The sequence below is a fragment of the Chryseomicrobium aureum genome (assembly GCF_043182735.1).
GTDB classification, from domain to species: domain Bacteria; phylum Bacillota; class Bacilli; order Bacillales_A; family Planococcaceae; genus Chryseomicrobium; species Chryseomicrobium aureum.
Genome location: NZ_CP171117.1, coordinates 1,548,847 through 1,572,647 on the forward strand (window position 1 = coordinate 1,548,847; position 23,801 = coordinate 1,572,647).

Annotated in this window: 22 protein-coding genes, 1 tRNA gene, 1 pseudogene and 1 riboswitch; of the genes and pseudogenes, 1 reads left to right on the top strand and 23 read right to left on the bottom strand. The window is 43.2% G+C overall.

Annotated features, from left to right (window positions below; genetic code table 11):
* Window positions 1-31: 31 nt before the first annotated feature.
* From clpX to ACF3OH_RS08195, 13 genes and pseudogenes are all read right to left on the bottom strand, one after another.
* Entirely contained in the window at window positions 32-1,297 is a 1,266-nt protein-coding gene (gene clpX, locus ACF3OH_RS08135) for an ATP-dependent protease ATP-binding subunit ClpX (protein WP_392454006.1), read from the bottom strand.
* A 117-nt stretch (window positions 1,298-1,414) separates the two neighbouring features.
* Window positions 1,415-2,698, bottom strand: coding sequence for a trigger factor (gene tig / locus ACF3OH_RS08140; RefSeq protein WP_392454007.1), 1,284 nt, complete (start codon window positions 2,696-2,698; stop codon window positions 1,415-1,417).
* Window positions 2,699-2,795: 97 nt separating this feature from the next.
* Window positions 2,796-3,791, bottom strand: coding sequence for a hypothetical protein (locus ACF3OH_RS08145; RefSeq protein WP_392454008.1), 996 nt, complete (start codon window positions 3,789-3,791; stop codon window positions 2,796-2,798).
* Window positions 3,792-3,885: 94 nt separating this feature from the next.
* Window positions 3,886-3,959: transfer RNA gene (locus ACF3OH_RS08150), tRNA-Arg, on the bottom strand.
* A gap of 84 nt (window positions 3,960-4,043) precedes the next feature.
* Window positions 4,044-4,637: an XTP/dITP diphosphatase gene (locus ACF3OH_RS08155; protein WP_392454009.1), complete on the bottom strand. Its 594-nt coding sequence runs from the start codon at window positions 4,635-4,637 to the stop codon at window positions 4,044-4,046.
* The gene (gene rph, locus ACF3OH_RS08160; RefSeq protein WP_392454010.1) at window positions 4,637-5,392 is read right to left on the bottom strand and encodes a ribonuclease PH; all 756 of its coding nucleotides are present in this window, start codon (window positions 5,390-5,392) and stop codon (window positions 4,637-4,639) included. The genes ACF3OH_RS08155 and rph overlap by 1 nt, the downstream gene beginning before the upstream one ends.
* A 53-nt stretch (window positions 5,393-5,445) precedes the next feature.
* Window positions 5,446-6,240 carry a glutamate racemase gene (gene racE, locus ACF3OH_RS08165; RefSeq protein ID WP_338032454.1) on the bottom strand — a complete coding sequence of 265 codons (795 nt, stop codon included), beginning with the start codon at window positions 6,238-6,240 and terminating at the stop codon, window positions 5,446-5,448.
* A gap of 17 nt (window positions 6,241-6,257) precedes the next feature.
* Window positions 6,258-6,716, bottom strand: a complete 459-nt coding sequence (locus ACF3OH_RS08170) for a MarR family winged helix-turn-helix transcriptional regulator (protein WP_392454011.1) — start codon at window positions 6,714-6,716, stop codon at window positions 6,258-6,260.
* Window positions 6,717-6,794: 78 nt separating this feature from the next.
* Window positions 6,795-7,008 (bottom strand): annotated as a pseudogene (locus ACF3OH_RS08175) (LuxR C-terminal-related transcriptional regulator).
* 57 nt (window positions 7,009-7,065) lie between these two features.
* On the bottom strand, window positions 7,066-7,512 hold the full coding sequence (locus tag ACF3OH_RS08180) for an acyl-CoA thioesterase (RefSeq protein ID WP_392454012.1): 447 nt from the start codon (window positions 7,510-7,512) through the stop codon (window positions 7,066-7,068).
* 193 nt (window positions 7,513-7,705) lie between these two features.
* A complete protein-coding gene (sdhB, locus tag ACF3OH_RS08185; RefSeq protein WP_392454013.1) occupies window positions 7,706-8,485 on the bottom strand; it encodes a succinate dehydrogenase iron-sulfur subunit in 780 nt (259 codons plus the stop codon).
* 3 nt (window positions 8,486-8,488) lie between these two features.
* Window positions 8,489-10,246: a succinate dehydrogenase flavoprotein subunit gene (gene sdhA / locus ACF3OH_RS08190; RefSeq protein ID WP_392454015.1), complete on the bottom strand. Its 1,758-nt coding sequence runs from the start codon at window positions 10,244-10,246 to the stop codon at window positions 8,489-8,491.
* A 33-nt stretch (window positions 10,247-10,279) separates the two neighbouring features.
* Window positions 10,280-10,891 (bottom strand): succinate dehydrogenase cytochrome b558 subunit, encoded by a 612-nt coding sequence (locus tag ACF3OH_RS08195; protein ID WP_392454016.1) that lies wholly within the window; start codon window positions 10,889-10,891, stop codon window positions 10,280-10,282.
* A 284-nt stretch (window positions 10,892-11,175) separates the two neighbouring features.
* Here ACF3OH_RS08195 and ACF3OH_RS08200 point away from each other — a divergent pair, with 284 nt between their 5' ends.
* Complete coding sequence (locus ACF3OH_RS08200) at window positions 11,176-11,568, top strand: DUF2507 domain-containing protein (protein ID WP_392454017.1); 393 nt, start codon at window positions 11,176-11,178, stop codon at window positions 11,566-11,568.
* Window positions 11,569-11,924: 356 nt separating this feature from the next.
* Here the strand turns inward: ACF3OH_RS08200 and ACF3OH_RS08205 are convergent, their stop codons facing one another.
* From ACF3OH_RS08205 to ACF3OH_RS08250, 10 genes are all read right to left on the bottom strand, one after another.
* On the bottom strand, window positions 11,925-13,154 hold the full coding sequence (locus ACF3OH_RS08205) for an aspartate kinase (RefSeq protein WP_392454019.1): 1,230 nt from the start codon (window positions 13,152-13,154) through the stop codon (window positions 11,925-11,927).
* A 90-nt stretch (window positions 13,155-13,244) separates the two neighbouring features.
* Window positions 13,245-13,420: riboswitch (Lysine riboswitch) on the bottom strand.
* Between the two features lie 35 nt (window positions 13,421-13,455).
* Entirely contained in the window at window positions 13,456-15,249 is a 1,794-nt protein-coding gene (gene uvrC, locus ACF3OH_RS08210) for an excinuclease ABC subunit UvrC (RefSeq protein WP_392454020.1), read from the bottom strand.
* A gap of 91 nt (window positions 15,250-15,340) precedes the next feature.
* Window positions 15,341-15,655 (bottom strand): thioredoxin, encoded by a 315-nt coding sequence (gene trxA, locus ACF3OH_RS08215; RefSeq protein WP_204590345.1) that lies wholly within the window; start codon window positions 15,653-15,655, stop codon window positions 15,341-15,343.
* Window positions 15,656-15,758: 103 nt separating this feature from the next.
* Window positions 15,759-16,733: an electron transfer flavoprotein subunit alpha/FixB family protein gene (locus ACF3OH_RS08220; protein WP_392454021.1), complete on the bottom strand. Its 975-nt coding sequence runs from the start codon at window positions 16,731-16,733 to the stop codon at window positions 15,759-15,761.
* Window positions 16,734-16,768: 35 nt separating this feature from the next.
* The gene (locus ACF3OH_RS08225; protein WP_204590343.1) at window positions 16,769-17,539 is read right to left on the bottom strand and encodes an electron transfer flavoprotein subunit beta/FixA family protein; all 771 of its coding nucleotides are present in this window, start codon (window positions 17,537-17,539) and stop codon (window positions 16,769-16,771) included.
* Window positions 17,540-17,560: 21 nt separating this feature from the next.
* A complete protein-coding gene (locus ACF3OH_RS08230; protein ID WP_392454022.1) occupies window positions 17,561-18,334 on the bottom strand; it encodes an enoyl-CoA hydratase in 774 nt (257 codons plus the stop codon).
* A 13-nt stretch (window positions 18,335-18,347) separates the two neighbouring features.
* Window positions 18,348-18,932, bottom strand: a complete 585-nt coding sequence (locus tag ACF3OH_RS08235) for a TetR/AcrR family transcriptional regulator (RefSeq protein WP_204590341.1) — start codon at window positions 18,930-18,932, stop codon at window positions 18,348-18,350.
* 75 nt (window positions 18,933-19,007) lie between these two features.
* Window positions 19,008-20,702 carry a long-chain-fatty-acid--CoA ligase gene (locus ACF3OH_RS08240; RefSeq protein ID WP_392454024.1) on the bottom strand — a complete coding sequence of 565 codons (1,695 nt, stop codon included), beginning with the start codon at window positions 20,700-20,702 and terminating at the stop codon, window positions 19,008-19,010.
* A gap of 250 nt (window positions 20,703-20,952) precedes the next feature.
* Entirely contained in the window at window positions 20,953-21,369 is a 417-nt protein-coding gene (locus ACF3OH_RS08245; RefSeq protein WP_204590339.1) for a DUF350 domain-containing protein, read from the bottom strand.
* Window positions 21,370-21,432: 63 nt separating this feature from the next.
* On the bottom strand, window positions 21,433-23,799 hold the full coding sequence (locus ACF3OH_RS08250; protein WP_392454025.1) for an endonuclease MutS2: 2,367 nt from the start codon (window positions 23,797-23,799) through the stop codon (window positions 21,433-21,435).
* Window positions 23,800-23,801: the final 2 nt, after the last annotated feature.

Consider the following 23,801-nt stretch of genomic DNA (forward strand, 5'->3'; position numbering starts at 1 on the left):
AGCTAACGGAAAGCCAGCTGGATGTTCGCTGTTAAGCAGACGTCTTCGTATCATTTTGGAACTCAGTACCGTCTTCTTTTAATAACTTCGGCGGAGTGCCTTCCGTTATTGTCTCTTTTGTGATGACACATTCTACGATGTCTTCACGAGAAGGAAGATCGAACATGACGTCCAACATGATATTTTCGATAATTGAACGAAGCCCACGAGCTCCTGTTTTACGTTCGATCGCAAGTTTTGAGATCTCCGAAAGAGCGTCCGTTTCAAACGTCAATTTGACGCCATCAAGCTCCATCATTTTTTCGTATTGTTTGACGAGCGCATTTTTAGGTTCCGTTAAGATTTGAACGAGTGCGTCCACATTTAACGTCTCTAAGCTTGCTAACACCGGCAAACGACCGATGAATTCTGGAATCAGACCAAATTTCAATAAGTCCTCAGGAATCAGATTTGCCATTAAGCTATCTGCTTCTGGGTCTTTCTTGTTTGGATCCGCACCAAATCCGATGACTTTTTCGCCCATGCGGCGTTTGATGATGGATTCGATTCCATCAAATGCACCACCGACGATGAACAAGATGTTCGTAGTATCGATTTGTAAAAATTCTTGATGAGGATGCTTACGACCGCCTTGTGGTGGAACGCTCGCAGTTGTTCCTTCTAGAATTTTAAGAAGCGCTTGTTGAACTCCCTCACCGGAAACATCACGTGTAATCGATGGGTTTTCAGATTTACGCGCTACTTTATCGATTTCATCAATATAAATGATTCCTTTTTCAGCACGTTCAATATCGTAATCCGCTGATTGAATCAATTTTAGAAGGATATTTTCTACGTCTTCCCCAACATAACCCGCTTCAGTAAGTGACGTCGCATCTGCAATAGCAAATGGTACGTTCAGAATACGTGCCAATGTTTGAGCAAGAAGAGTTTTCCCGCTTCCTGTAGGTCCAATCAAAACGATATTTGATTTTGACAATTCCACTTCGTCAATGACGCTGTTTGAATTGATACGTTTGTAATGGTTATAAACGGCAACAGCTAGCGCTTTTTTCGCACGCTCTTGTCCGATAACATATTCATCGAGAATTCCTTGAATCTCGCGTGGTTTTGGAACTTCACGGTATTCTACTTCTTCTTCTGTTCCTAGTTCTTCCTCTACAATCTCAGAGCAAAGATCGATACATTCGTCACAAATATATACGCCAGGGCCAGCTACAAGTTTGCGTACCTGCTCTTGAGGTTTGCCGCAGAATGAACACTTTAGGTTCCCTTTTTCATCATTAAATTTGAACACTGTACTCACCCCTATTCAGAGATTTAGTTTACAAGATTATGGTATGTATAGCAAATGAAATGATTATGTAAAGAACAAGGTACAGAATCATCTGCACCTTGTTCCGTAAATGGTATCTTATTCAGTTACTTTCGCGTTGTCTACTAAGAACTCAACTGTTTTTTGGAAACGGATATCGTTTTCTAGGATAGCAGTTCCGCCAAGAGCAGTTTTGATTTGGTCAACTGACATACCGAATTGAGCTGTCATTTTTTCAAGCTCTGCATTGATGTCTTCTTCTGTAACTTCAATGCCTTCAGCAGCAGCGATTGCTTCTAATGTAAGAGATACACGCACGCGGCTTTCTGCATCTTCTTTCATTTGTGCACGTAGTGCGTCTTCGTCTTGACCAGAGAACTGGTAGTAAAGATCCAAGTTCATACCTTGTTGAGATAGGCGTTGGCCAAACTCTTGAAGCATGCGGTCAACTTCTGAAGTTACCATTGCTTCTGGGATGTCCACTTCTGCATTTGCAGCCGCTTTTTTCACTAGGTCGTCACGAAGTGCTTGTGCAGCCGTTTGTTTTTTCTCTTCTGTTGTTTGTTCTGTTAACTTTGTGCGAAGTGCATCAAGACCTTCTACATTTTCGTCAACTTCTTTTGCGAAGTCATCGTTTAATTCAGGAAGTACTTTTCCTTTAACTTCTTTTACTGTTACTTTGAAAGTTGCTTCTTTACCAGCTAGTTCAGCAGCGTGATACTCTTCTGGGAATGTTACAACAACATCCTTAGAGTCGCCAGTTTTAGAACCAATTAATTGCTCTTCAAAGCCAGGGATGAATGTGTTTGATCCGATTTCTAGATCGTAGTCTTCACCTTTACCGCCTTCGAATGCTTCTTCGCCAACAAATCCTTCGAAATCGATTGTTGCTGTATCGCCTTCAACGATTTCGTCTTCTTTTACTGACATTTCAGCAAGACGCGCTTGGTGGTTAGACAGTTGCTCGTTGATTTCTTCTTCTGTAACTGTCTCGTCTAGTTTAGACACTTCAAGACCTTTGTATTCACCTAATTTAACTTCAGGCTTTACTGTTACTTTAGCAGTGAAAACAACTGGCTCGCCTTTTTCGATTGACTCGATGTCGATTTCTGGACGATCAACTGGATCGATTCCTGACTCATCAAGTGCTTTCGTGTACGCTTCTGGAAGCACGATGTCGATAGCATCTTGGTAAAGTGCTTCTTCACCATATTTTTTATTGAACATTTGACGTGGCATTTTTCCTTTGCGGAATCCTGGCTCGTTGATGTTTTTTACGACTTTTTTGAACGCTTCGTCGATAGCTTTCTTGAATTCTTCTGCAGAAACTTCAAACGTTAATACGCCTTCGTTTCCTTCTTGTTTTTCCCATTTCGTAGACATGTATTCGACCTCCAACAATTGGTTTCATTTTTGACTAATCCATTAATAAATGTATTGACAACTTGTACATTATACCATAGTTCACGGCACTTTCAACCTATTGTATTTCTAGTAGAGCATAGAGCTGGTCAATCTTATGAATCATGCGCAGTACGCGATGATCCGCTTTATTGATTTGTCCTTGCAAGAGTTCTTCAAAGTACAGCGTATACCCATCGACCACTTCTTCATCCGAAAAACCGTTCCATACATATGGATATTGGAGATAGCAATGGTGTTGGAACGTATCGCGAATGAGAAGGTACGCCGTCGGTTCATTTTCAAGACGTTCTTCAATTTTCGACACGAGTTGCGTGAATCGACTGTTTTCAAACGGTTCATCCAGAGCTGCCGGAATCCAAGGCTGATCCCAGTTAAATTTTTTCACTCGAATCGTTTTTTGACTATCTGAAGAAATGAGCAGTAAAAGTGCAAGTGTCTGGATGACTGGATGAACAGATTCGTGTTCCACAATTTGTTTCCATTCGAGCTCAAGTTTTTGACAGTCCCCTTCAAATGCTGCAAGGAGACGCTGGTATTGAACAGCGAGCGGCTGCATAAAAAATGTCTCAGGGTCGTATTCGTGTTGTTTGAGCTCTGCAAGTGGCTCCGGCACTTCTTTAGTTTCTGCATTCGCGGCTAGTCGTCCGCTCAGATCGCGAAGATGGAGCCACTTTTCTTTTCGCTCTGGTGATAATACGCGTTCTTCAATGAGTGTAGTGATCAGTGCATCGGCCTCTTCAAAGCGGCGCAGTTCCACGAGCAATGTCACGTAAAGGTCCATAAGTTCTTCGTATTGATCGAATCCTTCATGGAGCAGTGTGTCACATAGTACAAGTGACTTTTCGAATTCTCGAATTTCGTAAAGGGAGTATGCATAGATGAGTTGTGCTTCTGGCTCAAGTGTCCCAAGTTCTGTGGCCGTCTCGAATTGACGAACAGCTTCCATGAAATCGTGCCGGTCCGCTGCACGAAGTGCTTTGTCGATTTGGGTGGTGAGGGCGCCTGGGAAGATGATCATGTTGCCACGGCGTTCTGGTTTTTGTTTTTTCATGAGCTCACCTGCTTCCTGCAGTTTACGTTCTGTAATTAAAAAGCCTTCTTCTTTCTATTGTAATGTAGAAAGAAGAAGGCTTACAAGTAAATTACGACCCTGGAGGGATTCGAACCCCCGACCGATAGCTTAGAAGGCTATTGCTCTATCCTGCTGAGCTACAGGGTCAAAGTACTTTCCTATCCACAGACAGGAAAGACATTTCTCATTATAGATATCCCTAGAATCAAAGTCAATGGTATTTCAGAAAAATTAATTTAGGCCGTCCCAGTCCGCGCGTAACTTCTTAATTGCTGCACCGCGATGAGAAATTGCCGCCTTTTCTTCCGGACGCAATTCCGCCATCATCTTTTGTTGATTCGGCACCCAGAAAATTGGGTCATATCCGAACCCAAATTCTCCTTTGCGTTCTGTCGCAATTTCGCCTTCACATGTCCCGCGATACGTCTTCGTCGCTTCGCCAGGAGTTGCTAACGCAATAGCACAGACGAATCGTGCGGAACGTGCTGCACCTTCCACCCCTTGCAAATTCTCAAGGAGTTTATCCATGTTGGCCTCATCACTTTTGGCAACACCCGCATAGCGAGCCGAATAGATGCCAGGTTCCCCATTTAATGCATCGACCTCTAACCCACTATCATCTGCAATCACAATTGTGTTTAGTTCATTTGCAAGTGCCTCTGCTTTTAAAATCGCGTTTTCTTCAAACGTCGAACCTGTCTCTTCCACATCTAGATGTGACGCGACATCGTCCAGTGTTTTGACAGTATAGCCAAGAGGACCAAAAATCGATTCGAAATCTTTGGCTTTTCCTTTATTTTTTGTAGCAATTAAAATCTCTTTCATCACATAAGACCTCCTGTTTCGTTCCCCACTTCATCCGCAAGTGCGCCAAGTGTTTCTTTTTGAATTTGAATCAGTTCACGAATCGCACCTTCTCCAAGTTCTAGAAGCTCGTTCAATTGCTGGCGAGTGAACGTTGCTTCCTCACCTGTCCCTTGAATCTCGACGAACTCACCTTTTCCTGTCATCACTAGATTCATATCGACGTGCGCTGCATAATCTTCTACATAATCTAGATCCGCAACTGCTCCGTCTTCTAAGACTCCGACGCTAACAGCAGCTAAGAAGTCTTTAATTGGAAATACAGGAAGTTGTTTTTCTTCAACCAGTCGACCAATAGCAAGTGTCATCGCAACAAAAGCACCTGTGATGGAAGCTGTACGCGTTCCACCATCCGCTTGAATAACATCACAATCCACCCAAATCGTGCGTTCCCCTAATGCTTCAAGATCGATTACTGAGCGCAGTGCACGACCAATCAGACGTTGAATCTCCATCGTACGGCCACCGATTTTTCCTTTGGCTGCTTCACGAGGAGACCTGCTGTGCGTCGCGCGTGGAAGCATCGAGTATTCAGCAGTGACCCACCCCTTGCCTTGCCCGCGTAAAAATGGAGGAACTTTCTCTTCAATCGTTGCGTTACAAATGACACGCGTGCCTCCAACTGTTATTAGAACCGAGCCTTCTGGGTGTGTAATAAAATCTTTTTCAATCGTTACAAGGCGAATTGCCTGTGGTGTACGTTCATCATGTCGCATCCTATCATCCTTTCTGTCGTAGAAAGACCCTCTGCAGGAAATCCTGTCGAGGGTCAAAATTGAATTCGTCGAACATCCGCAGCGTCGAGTTCGAGCCAACGCTCCGCAATATCCTTGAACATCGGGATTGAGCCAGTCGCATAAAAAATTGGCGGCTTTTTCCCGGGTTTAGTATTGTGTTGGTTATGAAAATCTAAATAATCGCGTACATCGCTCGCTGTCTCTTGTGCAGAAGAGACGACATGCACATGATCTCCCACTACATTCTCAATGTGAGATTGTAGCAACGGGTAGTGCGTGCAGCCTAAAATGATTGTATCGAAGTCTTTCCCTTTTAAAGGGGTGAGCGCTTCTTCTACCATCTTGTGCGCAAATTCCCCGTCATATTCATTACTTTCTACAAGGGGAACGAACGTTGGACAAGCCAGCGCTTCCACTTGACTCGAAGAACTCAGAGCAGCGACTGCATACTCATACGCTCCACTTTTCACTGTGCCTACTGTCCCCAGTACGACAACTTTATGATTGCGCGTCGCTTTAGAGGCAGCGCGTGCACCAGGGAAAATAACGCCAAGCACAGGAAATGGCATCTGGCGGCTCAGAGAGTTTAATGCCACAGCTGTTGCTGTATTGCAAGCAATGATCAGCATTTTGACATCCATCTTCTGCAGAGCCAGTGAAATCTGCCAGGTGAATTTCCGAACTTCTTGCGGGCTACGCGGACCATACGGACATCGCGCCGTATCTCCTACATATATAATTTGTTCGTTCGGTAACAGGCGCATAATTTCTTTTGCAACAGTTAAGCCGCCGACACCTGAATCGAGAATACCAATCGGACGATCCACACGAATTCCTCAGTTCTTTACATTTTCATTTCTTTGTGTAATTTGTGAAGCAGTTCTGTCAATTGCTCGACTTCTTGCTTTGTGAACGTTTCAAGTTCAGCTGTTAAATACGCACGGCGCTTGTTGATGACTTCTTCAATGATGCGCTCTCCTTCTGATAGAAGGTGTATACGGACAACGCGACGATCGGATTCGTCACGTACACGCTGAACAAGATGATTCGCTTCCATGCGGTCTACTAGATCCGTCGTCGTACTGAAAGCTAAATACATTTTAGTCGATAAATCACCAATCGTCATGTCTCCTGATTCGTGCAACCATTGTAGGGCAATAAATTGGGGCGGTGTAATTGTGTACGAATTTAATATTTGTCTACCTTTTTGTTTAATTACACCCGAAATATAGCGTAATTCTTTTTCGAGCACGGCCACGCGATCTGCATCGTGTTGTACCGGACTATTCTGTTCGTTCGTCATCAAATCCCTCGCTTTTGCATATCCTTGTAGTACTTATTGTGACGTCTTCTGCGTGAAATTACAAGAGTCTGTCGTGCTTTACTGAATTTCCCCTAATCGTACTAGTTCTTCAAGTGCTGCTTTTCCCCCCGGAAACACCTAATTTTTGTATCACATTTGAGATATGATTCCGCATCGTCTTCTCTCGAATGTCTAGTGTCGCAGCCACTTCTTTTGTAGAAAGCCCCGCAAGCAAAAGCTGGAATACGTCCTGCTCACGTTTCGTCAAAATGAAATAATTGGATTGAAACAAAAAATCCCTCCCCGTGTCTATCCATACGATATGAATAAGTACGAAGAGGCGTGCCATTTACGCATGTTGCAATTGTTTTTTTGTATCCTCTGACCAAGCAACTGGTTTTCCAGTAAGGCGGTGAATTTGTACGATTGTCCCTCGCCCTGTTGCTGTCATTTCATTTTTTTCGTTGACCATCATGTAATGCACGTCCATAGAAGATGTACCCACTGAATTTGCTTTTACATAAATGCGGAGTTTTTCATCAAAGTAGACTTGTTTCACGAAGTCACATTGGAGATCCGCCACAACTGGTATTGTTTCCCCTTTTGGATCTAACCAGTCGTTCATTAATTGAATGTGTTTAAAAAATTCAATTCGCGCATATTCAAAATACGCAAAGTTCACAGTGTTGTTTAAGTGCCCATACATATCGGTCTCACTAAACCGAACACTTACTTCAGAATAAAATTGAAATTCGTCGCGCCATGCCTCGACATCTTGGATGTAGCTAGCTCTCATTCGTACTCCCCCTTAAAATGAATGACTATTCAGTCAATAGTATAGCATAGTTCGGGTTGCGAAGGAAGATACTTTATAGGGTGACAGTCACCAAATGGGAACTGATGGTAAATGGTGACAGGCACCGCGTTGCCAGACAGAAAAAACCCCTGTTACTTTTTCAAGTAACAGGGGCGTCCTTCACATCTAAATCTTAGTTATCCACCATGTAATCCGAACCAAAGAAGTTACGGAACATTTGAACCGTTGTGTCACGGTTAAGAGCAGCGATAGATGTTGTTAATGGAATACCTTTTGGACACGCCACTACACAGTTTTGTGAGTTACCGCAGTTTGCGATACCCCCTTCGCCCATGATTGCATTCAAACGCTCATCTTTGTTCATAGAACCTGTTGGATGCGCATTGAATAGACGAACTTGTGAAAGAGGTGCTGGACCCATAAAGTTTGATTTGTCGTTCACGTTTGGACACGCTTCTAGACAAACTCCACATGTCATACATTTTGAAAGCTCATATGCCCATTGACGCTTACGCTCAGGCATACGTGGACCTTCACCAAGATCGTATGAACCATCAATTGGAACCCATGCTTTCACACGTTTTAATGAATCAAACATGCGCGTACGGTCAACTTGAAGGTCACGAACGACTGGGAATGTACGCATTGGCTCCAGACGAATCGGATGCTCCAATTTATCAACTAGTGCCGAACACGATTGCATCGGACGACCGTTGATCACCATTGAACACGCTCCACAAACTTCCTCTAGACAGTTCATATCCCATGTTACAGGCTTAGAAGCTTTCCCTTCTTTATTTACTGGGTTTTGACGAATTTCCATAAGTGCAGAAATTACGTTCATATTTGGACGGTAATTGACTTCAAAGGCTTCGAAATAAGGTTCCGAGTCAGGTGTATCTTGACGTTGAATTTCAATAGTAATTTTCTTTGCTTCAGTAGCTGTCACCATTGATTATTTCCCTCCTTTAGAAGAATAATCACGTTTACGAGGTGGAATCAACGATACGTCGATTGCTTCGTAAGTGATGATTGGTGCACCTGTTGCTGGATCGAAGTCCGCAACTGTTGTTTTCATGAATTCCTCGTCATTACGCTCTGGGAATTCTGGTTTGTAGTGCGCCCCGCGGCTTTCGTTACGCATTAGCGCTCCGATTGTAATAACACGTGCAAGGTATAACATGTTCTTCAACTGACGTGTGAATGAAGCACCTTGGTTCGACCACTGTTGTGTATCGTCCATGTTGATGCGCTCCCAGCGGTCCATCAATTCAAGAATCTTTTTATCTGTTTGTTCTAGCTTGTCGTTGTAACGTACAACTGTTACGTTGTCTGTCATCCACTCGCCAAGCTCTTTATGGATGAGGTACGCGTTTTCTGTACCCTTCATATTCAACACTTTGTTCCACTCTTCTTCTTCCTTCTTCACTTCACGAGTAAAGATTTCGTCCGGAAGATCAGCAGCAGACTTTTCAAGACCTTTCATGTACTTCACAGCGTTTGGTCCAGCAACGCTACCACCAAATACAGCTGAAAGTAATGAGTTAGCACCTAGACGGTTTGCACCGTGTTGTGAGTAATCACACTCACCAGCAGCAAATAATCCAGGAATGTTCGTCATTTGATCGTCATCGACCCATAGACCACCCATTGAGTAGTGAACAGCTGGGAAGATTTTCATTGGAACTTTACGTGGGTCATCACCAGTGAACTTTTCATAAATCTCGATGATTCCACCAAGTTTCACATCAAGCTCGTGTGGATCTTTGTGAGAAAGGTCAAGGTATACCATGTTTTCTCCGTTGATTCCAAGCTTCTGGTTGACACACACGTCAAAGATTTCACGTGTTGCGATATCACGTGGTACTAAGTTACCGTAGTCTGGATATTTCTCTTCTAGGAAGTACCAAGGCTTCCCGTCTTTGTATGTCCAAACACGTCCACCCTCACCACGCGCTGATTCTGACATCAGACGAAGTTTGTCATCACCAGGGATTGCAGTTGGGTGAATCTGAATGAATTCACCATTTGCGTATTTTGCACCTTGTTGGTACACGATAGACGCTGCAGAACCTGTGTTGATGATAGAGTTCGTTGTTTTACCGAAGATGATACCAGGTCCACCCGTTGCCATAATTACAGCATCTGAACGGAACGCTTGGATTTCTCCAGTGTTTAAGTTTTGTGCTTTAATACCACGGCAAACGCCTTCGTCATCTTTAATAATACCGAGGAATTCCCATCCTTCGTATTTCGTGACTAAACCGTCTACTTCGTAGCGACGTACTTGCTCGTCAAGTGCGTATAGTAACTGTTGACCAGTTGTCGCACCAGCGAATGCTGTACGGTGATAAAGTGTTCCACCAAAGCGGCGGAAATCTAAAAGACCTTCTGGAGTACGGTTGAACATAACACCCATACGGTCAAATAAGTGAATAATTCCAGGTGCTGCATCAGCCATTGCCTTTACAGGGCCTTGGTTCGCTAAGAAGTCACCGCCATACACTGTATCGTCAAAGTGTTTGTACGTTGAATCTCCTTCACCTTTTGTGTTAACTGCACCATTAATTCCACCTTGCGCACACACTGAATGAGAGCGCTTTACTGGAACTAATGAGAATAAATCAACAGGCGTGCCATTTTCGGCAGCTTTCATAGTTGCCATAAGACCTGCAAGGCCTCCACCGACAACGATCAATTTACTTTTTGCCATGCTTTTCTCACTCCTCGAATTTTTAGTAGTGGTTTAGACGAATGCAAGCAATGCGCGGATACCCACTACTGTCAATGCTACGAAAATACCTAGAGTTGCGTATGTAGCCAAACGTTGTGAAGCAGCGGATTGTGTAATCCCCCAACTTACTAGGAATGACCAAATACCATTCGCAAAGTGGAAAGTTGCTGCCACAACACCAGCAACGTAGAAACCAAACATCCAAGGATTCGCTAGAATATCAGCCATCATGTTGAAGTCAGCTGTATCTGCTCCGATTGCAACCTGCCAGCGTGTTTCGTATACGTGCCATGCAATGAATACTACTAAGAAAATCCCTGTGATACGTTGTGCCACGAACAGCCAGTTACGGAATGTGCTAAAGCGTTTCGTGTTATTTTTTGCAGTGAAAGCAATGTAGATTCCGTAAAATGCGTGGAACATTAAAGGTAAGAAAATTACAAAGATTTCAAGTGCATAACGGAATGGTAAGCTTTCCATAAAGTGTGCTGCATCGTTAAATGCTTGTTCTCCGCGTGTTGCAAAGTGGTTGACAATTAAATGCTGTGTTAAGAACAGCCCAACCGGGATAATTCCTAATAAGGAATGCAGACGACGCCAAAGAAATTCGTTGTTTTTCGCCAAGATGGTTACCCCCCTCAAATTTTGCGATTGAGTTGCCACGGCGATGTGACAATTCAATGAATGTTACGACGAGCGAAATATCGTCGTTCGTAACGGCCTTGTAGTTTAACATAACTATTGTACTCCCCTAGTATAGGCAGGTCAAGGCACTTTGGGATTGAGAATCCTTCTCAAAGTCTAGATGTCTCTAAGGGTTGCAATGCATTGTGTCTTTTTTCACATACGCAAATTTTAGTACTACATGCTATACTGATATCGTTGATTTCGGAAAGTGAGTGGACTGTATGGAAAAGACACAAGAAAAAATGATTCCTCAGTTTGGGTACGAATTGATTCGTGACCACCTGATTGCCAACCTATTAGGAAAACATGAACAGGAAGTTTTATATTGGGCCGGTAAAGATTTGGCTCGAAAATTCCGATGTCAGTCGGTTGATGAGATTTGTGCGTTCTTTCAACAAGCCGGCTGGGGCGAGTTGCGAGTACATAAACAAGCAAAGCGTGAAAGCATCTTCCACCTACAGGACACGATTCGTTCATCGTCGCGGGCCGATCGCTGCTTCAAGCTTGAGGCAGGATTTTTAGCAGAGCAACTTGAACAGTTAGAGAGTCGGATGACGGAGTGTCTGGAAGATGTCTCATCTACACTTGTTGTTTTTACAACAAAATCAGAATAGCAGTTGTCTTTAGTTTACATCTGGTGTGAGAGCGCTCCCATTTATCTGCTCACATTTGTGAACAAATTGCGTGTTTTGTTCACACTATTGTAACTATTTTGTAGAATGCTGATGTCGAAATCAGCATTCTTTTTTATGGTCATTTTTTTCACAGGGTAGATTTCTCTCAGAATTGTTTATGCCCTCAATTTCGTTGTTTGTGCCGCGATCGAGCGGTTCTGTGCCCTCAAATGGCTGGTTTGTGCCCTCAGTCATATTATGGAAACTAATTCGCAGTCTTCTAGTACAAAAAAACAACCCCTTCCCCGCAACGAGAGTGCGAGAAGGAGCTGTTCTTTATCTACTCAAACGAAAGTTTACACTTGTACCTCGAGCTCCGACAAGCGGAACTCGTCGTGAAGCGCATTCGCCGACTGAATCATCTGTTGTTGCGGAACGACTACAGATACTTTGATTTCTGATGTACTGACCATTTTAACTGGAACCGATTCTTGGCGTAAGCGATCAAACATTTGTGCTGCTACTCCTGGATTGGAAACCATTCCTGATCCTACAATCGATACTTTTGCAAGGCCGACTTCGAAATCTGCCACTTGGAACCCTAGCTCTTGTTTTTTCTCTTCTAATACTTGAATCGCTTCGGACAATGCTTCTTTTTTAATCGTGAACGAAACCGTTGGCGATGTGCCATCGACTATAGATTGCACAATGATATCGACATCGATATTGTGTTTTGCTAGTGTCGTAAAGATCATAGCGAGTGACCCATTAAATGCTTTTTCATATCCTATTGTTAACCGAACGACATCGGATTCAAATGCCACACCTCGTACAATCAGATTCGACTCCATCGATGTAACCTCCTCAATAACTGTCCCCTCCTGATCTGTCAAACTCGAGCGGACAGTCAGTGGAATTTTGTAGTTTTTCGCATACTCAACAGCGCGTGGATGTAAGACACCTGCGCCTAAGTTCGCAAGCTCTAACATCTCATCGTACTCAATTGATTGTAATTTACGTGCACCTTCAACAAAGCGTGGGTCGGATGTATAGACTCCATCCACGTCTGTATAAATATCACAGCGTATGGCTCCAACAGCTGCAGCAATTGCGACGGCCGTTGTATCTGAACCTCCGCGGCCAAGTGTAGTAATTTCCCCGTCTTCTGTAATACCTTGGAAACCAGCAGCGACGACTATATTTCCAGCATCTAGCTTCGCACGAATTTTGTCACCTTTCAGTGAAACGATTCGTGCATTGCGATGCACTTTTTCAGTTTGTAACTCTGCCTGCCATCCTGTCATAGAAACGGCTGGGTAGCCTTGTGTCTCAAGTGCCATTGCAAGCAATGACATCGAGACCTGTTCGCCAGTCGATAAGAGCATATCCATCTCTCGTTTTGATGGCGACGATGTGATTTCTTCTGCAAGTGTAACCAAGTGATCGGTTGTTTTGCCCATTGCAGATACAACGACTACGACTTGATTCCCTTGTTCTGATTCCATGATGACGCGACGTGCTGCATTTCGGATACGCTCTACTGAGCCAACCGATGTTCCTCCAAATTTCATGACGACAATTGCCATTTTCCTAATCTCCTCCGGTAGCGGATGGGACAAAAAAATGCTTTCCACGAATGGAAAGCATTTTGTCTAACACGGTCAAAGTATATGTCCATGCAAGATAGCCCTCCAGAATGTGTATTCTGACAATCTTGGGTTTGTTCAACACAAGACCAACGAAGCGCTGGATCAGCAGCTCTTCATTTCGGCGATTGCCCCTTTCCCATTTTGTCGTCGGATCTGTCATCCTCAAAAATGGTACTGTTGACGCTCGCACCTCTATCTTCACGTAAAGTGAATATGAAATTAGGAATACTTTAGCACACTATTCCGGCGAAGGCAATGTTTCTTCTGTTAATTTTTTTTGAACCGCAACAGCAAGCGCCTCCGGAAGACCTGCTTGTATAAACTCTTCCACAGTACCTGCTTTCATGTTTTTCACCGAACCAAAGTGCTTCATAAGTTGTTGACGGCGCTTTGGTCCCACGCCAGGAATCGTATCCAAAATCGATTGGATACTATTTTTTTGACGTTGTTGGCGATGGAATGTAATCGCAAACCGGTGCACTTCATCTTGAATGCGTTGCAGCAAATAAAACTCTTGCGACGTCCGCTTCATGGCAACAGGAAGCGGAGGCTCTCCGTAAAGAAGTTCTGCCGTTTGGTGTTTCAAATCTTTTGCCAGACCTGCAATAGGAATATCAAGGCCGAGTTCATCTTCTAATACTTCACGCGCAGACGACATCTGCCCTTTTCCCCCATCAATCAAAATTAAATCCGGAAGAGGCAAACGTTCCCGAAGCACACGTGTATAACGACGACGAATCACTTCACGCATCGCTCCGTAGTCATCATGTTTTTCAGCCGTCTTTGTTTTGTACTTTCGGTATTCTTTTCTTAAAGGTTTTCCGTCTTCAAATACGACCATCGCAGAAACTGGATCTGTCCCGTAAATATGGGAGTTATCAAATGCTTCAATGCGACGCGGAGCAGGAATGCCCATATGAAGCCCAAGTTGCTCTATTGCCCCAATAGTTCGCTCTTCTTGACGCTCGACTAAATGGAACTTTTCGTTCAAGGCCACTTCTGCATTATTGATGGCCAAATTCACAAGTTCTAGTTTTTTCCCTCGTTGCGGTACGGCTACTTTTACATCTAATAACTGGTGAATGATTTCCGCATCGACAGTTCCAGGGACAAGAAGTTCTTTCGGTTTGATGTGGGACGGCTGCTCATAAAAACGACCGATAAATGTTAAAAACTCTTCTTCCGGCTCTCCGTATATCGGAAACATCGACGCATCCCGCTCAATCAACTTCCCTTGGCGAATAAAGAAGACTTGTACACACATCCACCCTTTGTCGACAGCGTAACCAAAGACGTCCCGATTGGTGAAATCATTCATCTGCATCTTTTGTTTTTCCATAACGGTATCGATGTGCGCGATTTGATCTCGGTATTCTTTTGCACGCTCGTATTCCATAGATTCTGCGGCTGTCATCATCTTCTGTTCAAGCTCTGTGCGCACTTTAATATGGCCCCCATTTAAGAACTTGGAAACTTCATCAATCATGTACTGGAATTCCGATCGTGGGATTTCTTTCACACACGGCCCTAAGCATTGACCAATATGATAATAGAGGCATAAGCGGTCGGGCATCTTCACACATTTTCGGAATGGATAAATACGGTCCAAGAGCTTCCGCGTCTCATTCGCTGCATAGACGTTCGGATACGGCCCAAAATATTTCCCGTTATCTTTTCGTACTGTGCGCGTTGTAATAATGCGTGGGTAGGCGTCCCCTGTAATTTTTATATATGGATACGTCTTGTCGTCTTTAAGCATGACATTGTATTTAGGGTCATGCTTTTTGATTAGATGAAGCTCTAGAATGAGTGCTTCTAAGTCGGACGACGTGACGATGTATTCAAAGTCTTGGATGTCCTGCACGAGTCGCTGAGTCTTCCCATTATGTGTTCCCGTGAAATACGAGCGGACTCGGTTTTTTAACACTTTTGCCTTCCCGACATAAATGATGGTTCCGTTGCCATCTTTCATCAAATAGCACCCAGGTTGTTCGGGAAGGATCTCTGATTTTTGCCGAACGAGTTCGTTCATATGTGCACCTACTTTCTGCACGCGTTCCGTACAAGTGTTCGAGTGGTCCTTTGAAAAAACCGGAATCCCCTAAGGACTCCGGCTCTATGACTTACGCGTGTTTGTTTACTAAGTTTGCAAGGTTTTCTTTTGGTTGGTAACCAACCACTTTATCGACTGGTTGACCGTCTTTGAAAAGGATCAATGTTGGAATCGACATAACCCCGAACTGGCTAGCAGTTGCTTGGTTCTCATCTACATCTAACTTTGTAATTTTTACTTTGTCAGATAGTTCGCCGTCAAGCTCTTCAAGAACTGGAGCGATCATTTTACATGGTCCACACCATGGTGCCCAAAAGTCTACTAGTACTAAACCTTCTTGTGTATCTTGTGCAAATGTTGCATCTGTTGTGTGTGTAACTGCCACGATAATTCCTCCTTCATTTGTATCTATATGCGATTATATCAAATGATACCCGAACCACCTAATAATAAAACTCGACTTCCGTGAAGGAAGCCGAGTGGTTGGTTTACTTCGATAAAACTGCGCGGAACTCTTCTGTTAGAAGTGGAATGACTTCGAAAAGATCCCCTACAATTCCGTAATCTGCAACTTTGAAAATGCTTGCTTCTGGGTCTTTGTTGATTGCAACAATGACTTTAGAGTTCGACATACCCGCTAAATGCTGGATTGCTCCAGAGATACCTGCTGCGATGTATAAGTCAGGTGTAACAACTTTACCAGTTTGACCGATTTGTAATGAGTAATCCACATAATCCGCGTCACATGCTCCGCGTGATGCACCAACTGCTCCACCTAATAGGTCAGCAAGTTCTTTTAATGGCGCAAAACCTTCTGCACTCTTCACACCACGACCACCCGCTACAACAACTTTCGCTTCCGAAAGATCGACGCCGTCTGTTGATTTGCGCACAACTTCTTTAATGATTGTACGTAAGTTCGTGATATCTACTGATACAGATCCAACTTCAGCAGTCTTGCCTTCTTCTTTCGCAAGAGGCGCGATGTTGTTTGGACGGATTGTGATGAATTTTAACTCATCTTTTAATTTTACTTTTTCGAACGCTTTACCAGAGTAGATCGGACGAACGAATACTGCGTCGTCTCCTTCTCCTTCGATATCTGTTACATCGGATACTAGTCCGACTTGTAGTTTTGCTGCAACTTTAGGAGATAAATCTTTTCCTAGAGCTGTGTGACCAAATACGATAGCATCTGGCTTTTCTTGTTCGAAAACAGCCATCAATGCTTGACCGTATCCATCTGAAGTATATTGTTTTAAATGTGGGTGTTCTACAGTGATGACGCGGTCCGCACCATAAGCACCTAGTTCAGCTGCCAAGTCGCCGACTGAATCACCAAGTAAAACTGAGACAACTTCTCCGCCACCTGAGATTTTTTTACCTGCTGCGATTGCTTCAAATGAAACGTTACGTAAAGATCCTTCACGGGATTCTGCTAATACAAGTACTTTCGTTGACATGCTAAGTTCCTCCTTCAGTGTTGTTCAAATCAGATTTAGATTACTTTTGCTTCCGTGCGGAGTAAGCCGACAAGTTCCTTAACTTGGTCTTGTAAGTCGCCTTGTAGAACTTTTCCAGCTTCTTTCTTCGGAGGAAGATAGATTTCGATTGTTTCTGTTTTTGCTTCTACATCATCTTCGTCAATATCTAAATCGTCTAACTCGATCTCTTCAAGAGGTTTTTTCTTTGCTTTCATGATACCTGGAAGAGATGGGTAACGTGGTTCGTTCAATCCTTGTTGTGCTGTCACAAGAAGTGGAAGCTTTGTTTCAAGCTCTTCTGTGTCTCCTTCTACATCGCGTTTGATAGAAACTGTATCTCCATTAATTTCAAGGTTTGTGATGGTCGTTACATAGTTAATGCCTAATAATTCTGCAACACGAGGACCTACTTGACCTGATCCACCATCGATCGCGACGTTTCCTGCAAGAATAAGGTCTGCCTCTTTGTCTTTCAAGTATTCCGCTAGCACGTGTGCTGCACTGAATTGATCCAATTCTTCCACATCTTCTGTATTGATTAAAACTGCTTTGTCAGCACCCATTGCTAGAGCTGTACGTAGTTGCTTTTCTGCTTCTTCGTCACCCATTGTGATGACGGTTACTTCGCCGCCGTGTGCGTCACGGACTTGAATAGCTTCTTCGATTGCATACTCATCGTAAGGATTGATGATGAATTCTGCACCGTCCTCTTGGATGTGGCCACCAGAAACGACGATTTTTTCTTCTGTATCGAATGTACGTTTAACTAAAACATAAATATTCATTGAATTCCCTCCAAAAGTGAATTAATTTCCTTTAAAGTTTGGTTGACGTTTTTCTAAAAACGCTGTAATTCCTTCTTTGGCATCTTCTGACACGAAAACGGTTCCAAAAGAATGCGCTTCAGCGTCTACACCTTTATGATACGAGTCATCTTTTGTATATTGGAGCATTTCAAGTGCGTATTTCATCGCAACTGGACTCTTTTTTGCAATTTTAGCTGCCAGCGTATGTACAGTTTCCTCAAACTGTTCTTCTGGAACAGCGTGATTTGCAAGCCCATAATGCGCTGCCTCTGTACCACTAATTGGATCACTTGTTAAGAGCATCTCTGCTGCTTTTGCGAAACCAACATAGCGTGGAAGTCGCTGCGTTCCTGCAAAACCAGGAATCAAACCTAACTGCAATTCCGGAAGTCCAAGCTTCGCGTTTTCCGTCACGATGCGAATGTGACAGCTCATTGCGAACTCAAGACCTCCACCAAGTGCTGCTCCATGAATCGCAGCGATGATTGGTTTTGAGAACGTCTCTACACGTTCAAAAATGTCTTGCCCGTTTTTCGCTAGTTTTGAAAATTCTTCTCCGCTTGTGATTGACGTGAATTCTTTGATGTCTGCACCTGCTGAGAAAAAGCGTCCTTCCCCTTTGAAGACAATTACGCGTACGTCGTCATTGTTTTCAACATCGTCTAAAAACGAATTGATGTCTAAAATCAATTGACGTGATAGTGCATTTGCTGGTGGACGATTCAATGTGACGACTGCCACATGATCTTTAGTTTCCCATGAAAGAAATTCCATTCGTTCACATCCCCTATTCAGCTTTGATGGCATTAACTAACAACTGATGGACTTTTGATGAGAGCGCTACCAAATTATATTTGTATTCGTTCATCACCCATGTCGTAGTTGTCTCATCAATTGTACCAAAAACCATCTGTCTCGCTAAGCGAATATCCATATTCTTATCGAATTCTCCGTTTGCGATGCCTTCTTTTAGTATCGTATCGAGTAAAACCAAATAGTTTTTTAACACTGCGTTGATGCGTAAACGAAGTGCAAGATTCGACTGGCGAAGCTCCAACTGAGTCACTGTTGCAAGATGACGATCCGCAGATAGCACGGTAAAATGATTTTCGACCATTTTGTATAGTTTTTCAGATGCACTGATTGGTTCTTCGATGATTTCATGTAGACGATCCGCAAACATTTCCATCTTTTCATCAAACACAGAAATTAAAATGTCTTCTTTGTTTTTGAAATACAAATAGATGGTGCCATCTGCGACGCCTGCCTGCTTCGCGATTTTGGAGACTTGGGATTGATGGTACCCGTTCTCGGCAATCACTACTATGGCCGCATCAATGATTTGTCGGTATTTAGGTTTTTCCTTCTTCATCATCTCAACCCCAAAAATAAAAATATGAATGACTATTCATTCATATTTTTATAGTAGTATTTATTTTGTTTTCTGTCAACTCGTTTGTGCTTGCTTTACTTTCTCTTTTTCTTCTTCAATCAATGTACGACGCAATATCTTCCCGACAGCTGTTTTTGGCAGCTCATCACGGAATTCATAAAAGCGTGGTACTTTGAATGAAGCAAGTTTTGTACGGCAATACTCATTGAGCTCGTCTTCTGTAATGGTATGGCCTTCTTTCAAGACGATGTATGCCTTCACTGTTTCACCACGGTATGGATCAGGAATTCCAGCAACCACACATTCTTGGATTGCCTCATGTTCATAGAGCACTTCTTCAATTTCGCGTGGGTAAATATTAAACCCACCAGCAATGATCATATCTTTTTTGCGGTCTACTACATAGAAGTAACCATCTTCATCCATATAGCCAAGGTCACCTGTGAGCAACCAACCCTCCCGAAGTGTCATTTCTGTTTCTTCTGGGCGGTTCCAATACCCCTTCATCACTTGAGGGCCTCGTACAGCAATTTCTCCTACTTCTCCGACTGGTAGAGGTTCTGTAGAATCCATTTGGAATACAGCAGAATCTGTGTCGGGCCAAGGAATTCCTATAGAGCCTTTCACACGCTTATCTGTATAGACCAAGTTTGCATGTGTGACTGGTGACGTTTCTGTTAATCCGTATCCTTCAACTAGCCGTCCACCCGTGACGTGTTCAAACTTCTCTTGAATCTCAACTGGTAAAGCGGCCGAGCCACTGATACATGCATTAATAGAAGAAAGATCATATTTCGATAAGTTTGGTGAGTTTAAGATACCAATATAAATGGTTGGTGCGCCTGGGAATAAAGTAGGCTTTTGCTTGTCAATTGTTTTGAGAGCGGTTTCAACATCAAATTTAGGAAGCAAGATCATCGTGTTTGCCTGCATTACCGACAAGACGAGGACTGTGGTCATTCCATAAACGTGGAAGAATGGTAAGATTCCCATTACACGCTCTTTGCCGTCTTCACACTCATATAGCCAATGTTTACACATTGTCACGTTCGTGACAAGATTTTTATGCGTCAACATAACACCTTTCGGAAATCCTGTTGTACCCCCTGTGTATTGTAACATCGCTAAGTCATTCTCAAAATCGACGTGAGACGTGATTTTTTCCGCCTTGCCGACTTTCATGACTTCTGTAAACAAGTGATTGGATCCACGATGTTCTACTTTTACGCTGAACCCGTACTGCTTTTTTTGGATGAACGGGTAAATCATGTTTTTAGGGAACGGAAGATAATCTTTGATTCCCGTGATGATGAGGTTTTCAAGGTCTGTCTCTTGCATGATTTTTGAAATACGTGGATATAAAATATCGAGTGTGATAATGGCTTTTGCACCGGAATCTTTTAATTGATATTGTGCTTCTCGTTCCGTATAAAGTGGATTCGTTTGAACGACGATTCCGCCAGCATATAAAATACCATAATACGCAATGACACCTTGTGGACAGTTTGGCAGCATGATCGCTACACGATCCCCTTTTTCAATGCCAAGTGTTTGTAAGTAGTTTGCAAACTTTAATGATGACTCGTACAACTCTTGGTAATTCATCTCTTTCCCCATGAAATGAATCGCCGTGTTGGATGGGAATTTTGTTGCAGATCTTGTTAAAAACTCTTGAATCGGTATTTCTTCATACGTTAACGTGTGCGGAATTTGTTCCGGGTAGTGCTTTAACCATACCTTTTCTGCCATGTGAAGACCCCCCTTGATTAGAATAGCGTGAATATTCCTAACTTTAGTATATGAAAAAATGAATGGGTATTCAATGAATTTATCAAGTTTTTCATGACTTCTATCAAAAAAATAACAAGAATCGCCTTGATTTCAATGAATTCTAGGCAATCCTTGTCGTTTAGCGCAAAAATACGTAATATATACCAACTGCTATAAATAATACACTTACTACAAGTAAAACTTTAGCTAACTTTTCCATACGTCACTCCTAGTTTGAGATACTGGCCCCAATGACAAAGGACAAACCGACCGATAGTATAAAGGAAATGAAACCGACCGAGCGATTGTCTTTTTCGATTTCTTGATCGACATTGAAGGATGGGGTGAGAAATTCAAATAACCAATACGCGATGATGAGAAGTGCAAATCCAAATGTTCCCCATCCAATCATCTCTAAAAAAGACGCATGCTTTTCGATGGAAAAGCGAAAGATATTTGCTACACCAAATATCTTCCCACCAGTCGCCATAGCAACAGCTATGTTCCCATTTTTAATTTCTTTCCAATTATCGTACTTCGTGACCACTTCAAATAGAACCATCGCAATAATAAGGCATAAGATTACGACACTAAAATAACCTGCTGATTCTACAAGTGGGTGTTTCCAAAATGATAAAAGTGTCACACCGATTCCCCTCTACTTTTGACTGTTTCATAGATGTACGTTTTAGTTCGTGAGAGGTTTCATTTATTTTAATTCAACGATTGTCACACCATATCCACCCTCGCCTGCTTCACCAAAACGATAGCTTTTTACACGACGATCCTTCTTCAACATCTGTTGAATGCCTGTTCGAAGTGCTCCAGTCCCTTTTCCGTGAATGATTGACACACGCGGATAGTTGGCAAGCACTGCATCATCTAAATATTTCTCTGTTCGAAGCAGGGCATCTTCATAGCGTTCGCCTCGTAAATCAAGCTCTAATTTAACACCACCAGCCGAACGTCCCGCAACGTTATGCACGGAAACAGTTTTGAGTGGTTTGTCCGGCTTCACATATTCAAGGTCAGACTCATTCAACTTCATTTTCAGCACACCGATTTGAACCGCCCATTCAGTAGCTGAGACTTTTTCAAGCAACGTTCCTTTTTGACCGAATGACAACACTTTTACTTCGTCTCCAGCTTGCAAGTTTTCTGCGCGCTGCTTCTTTTGTTTTTCTTTTTTTAGCACTGGATTTGTAGGAAGAGCATTTTCTAAACGTTTTCGAGCGTCAATGAGTTCATGTTCTTTCACACCAGCAGCTGCTTGTTTTTGAAGCTCCCGAAGTTCTTGTACAACTGCTTCAGACTCACGGCGCGCGTCTTCCACAATTTTGCGCGCTTTTTCACGCGCTTTCTCTGCTAATTGCTCTTTCTTCGCTTCATAGGCTGCAAGTTCTTCAGCAAGTTGACGCTTCAATTGCTCTGACTCTTCTAAAATACGTTTTGTTTCATCTGCATCTTGTTCTGCCCGTTTACGGCTTTCTTCCAATGAAGCAATCATCGTATCGACTTCACTACGGTCTGTTCCCGTAAAGCTTTCGGCATGTTGAATGATGTGATGTGGGAGTCCAAGTCGTTTTGAGATTTCAAAAGCATTACTTCGCCCCGGAACGCCTAGTAAGAGTTTGTAGGTCGGACTGAGTGTCTCGACATCGAATTCCACACTAGCATTGACAACACCCGGCCGGTTGTAGCCGTACGCTTTCAATTCAGGGTAGTGCGTTGTCGCCATCACGCGTGCACCTTTTCCATGCACTTCGTCCAAGATAGAGATGGCCAGTGCCGCCCCTTCCTGCGGATCAGTCCCCGCACCTAACTCATCAAAAAGAATGAGGGATTTGTCATCAAATTTCTTTAAGATGTCTACAATATTGACCATATGGGAGGAGAATGTACTTAAACTCTGCTCAATGGATTGCTCATCCCCGATGTCTGCAAAAATCGATTCAAAAATAGCGACTTCGGAACCGTCTAATGCTGGAATCGGGATACCACTTTGCGCCATCAGTGTGCACAGTCCGACTGTTTTTAATGTAACGGTCTTTCCTCCTGTATTTGGGCCGGTAATGACAACTGCTGTGTCAGGATCCCCAAACTCAATTGTATTTGCGACCGCTTCACTTTTAGAAATGAGTGGATGGCGCGCGCGTACTAATCGAATGCGTCCTTCTTGATTAATGAGAGGTCGCGTACAGTTTTCAGCCGTCCCGTATTTCGCTTTTGCAAAAATTGTATCAAGTGTAGCCATTGTTTTGACAAGATGGAATAAATCAGATGCCACAATCTCGACTTGTAACGTCAGTTCTTTTAAAATGCGTTCAATTTCTTCTTGTTCTTTCACACGTAGTGCTCGTGCGTCGTTATTTAACTGCACAACAGCGTTTGGCTCGATGAACAATGTTTGTCCTGATGAAGATTGATCATGGACAATGCCGCCGTAGTGACTGCGGTATTCTGCTTTTACAGGAATTACGTAGCGATCATTACGAATCGTCACAATCGCATCGGATAACATCTTCGTGGCATTTTGACCACGTGTATAACTATCCAGTTTTTCTCGAATACGTTGGACAGCCGTGCGCAGTTGTGACCGGATCGAGCGTAGTGTTTGACTCGCGGAGTCTAGCACCATTCCATTTTCATCCACGCACGCGTTGATTTCATGTTCAAGCTCTGTCAAGACTGGAATACTTTCTGTATATCCGTGTAGGTGCTTTACGGAGAAGTCTTCTGCATCTCGCACATCTTCTATGAAGCGGCGAATAATTTTACTCGCTCGGATCGTGGAGGCAATCTCCATAAGCTCTGTTGCACTCAAAATTCCACCGATTTGCGCACGGCGGGCATGCGGGCGAATATCAAACAAACCGCCTAGTGGCACGTTGCCTTTCACGCGTAAAACTGCTAAAGCTTCATCTGTTTCTTCTGTCCACTGTTCAATTTCCGAAAAATCTGTTGAAGGTTTCAACTCTTCAATCATTGCCTTTCCGACGGAAGAGGTCGTATAGGTTTTGACGTGTTCAATTACTTTCGGAAATTCTAATGTCTTCAGCGCTTTTTCTGTAATCATTG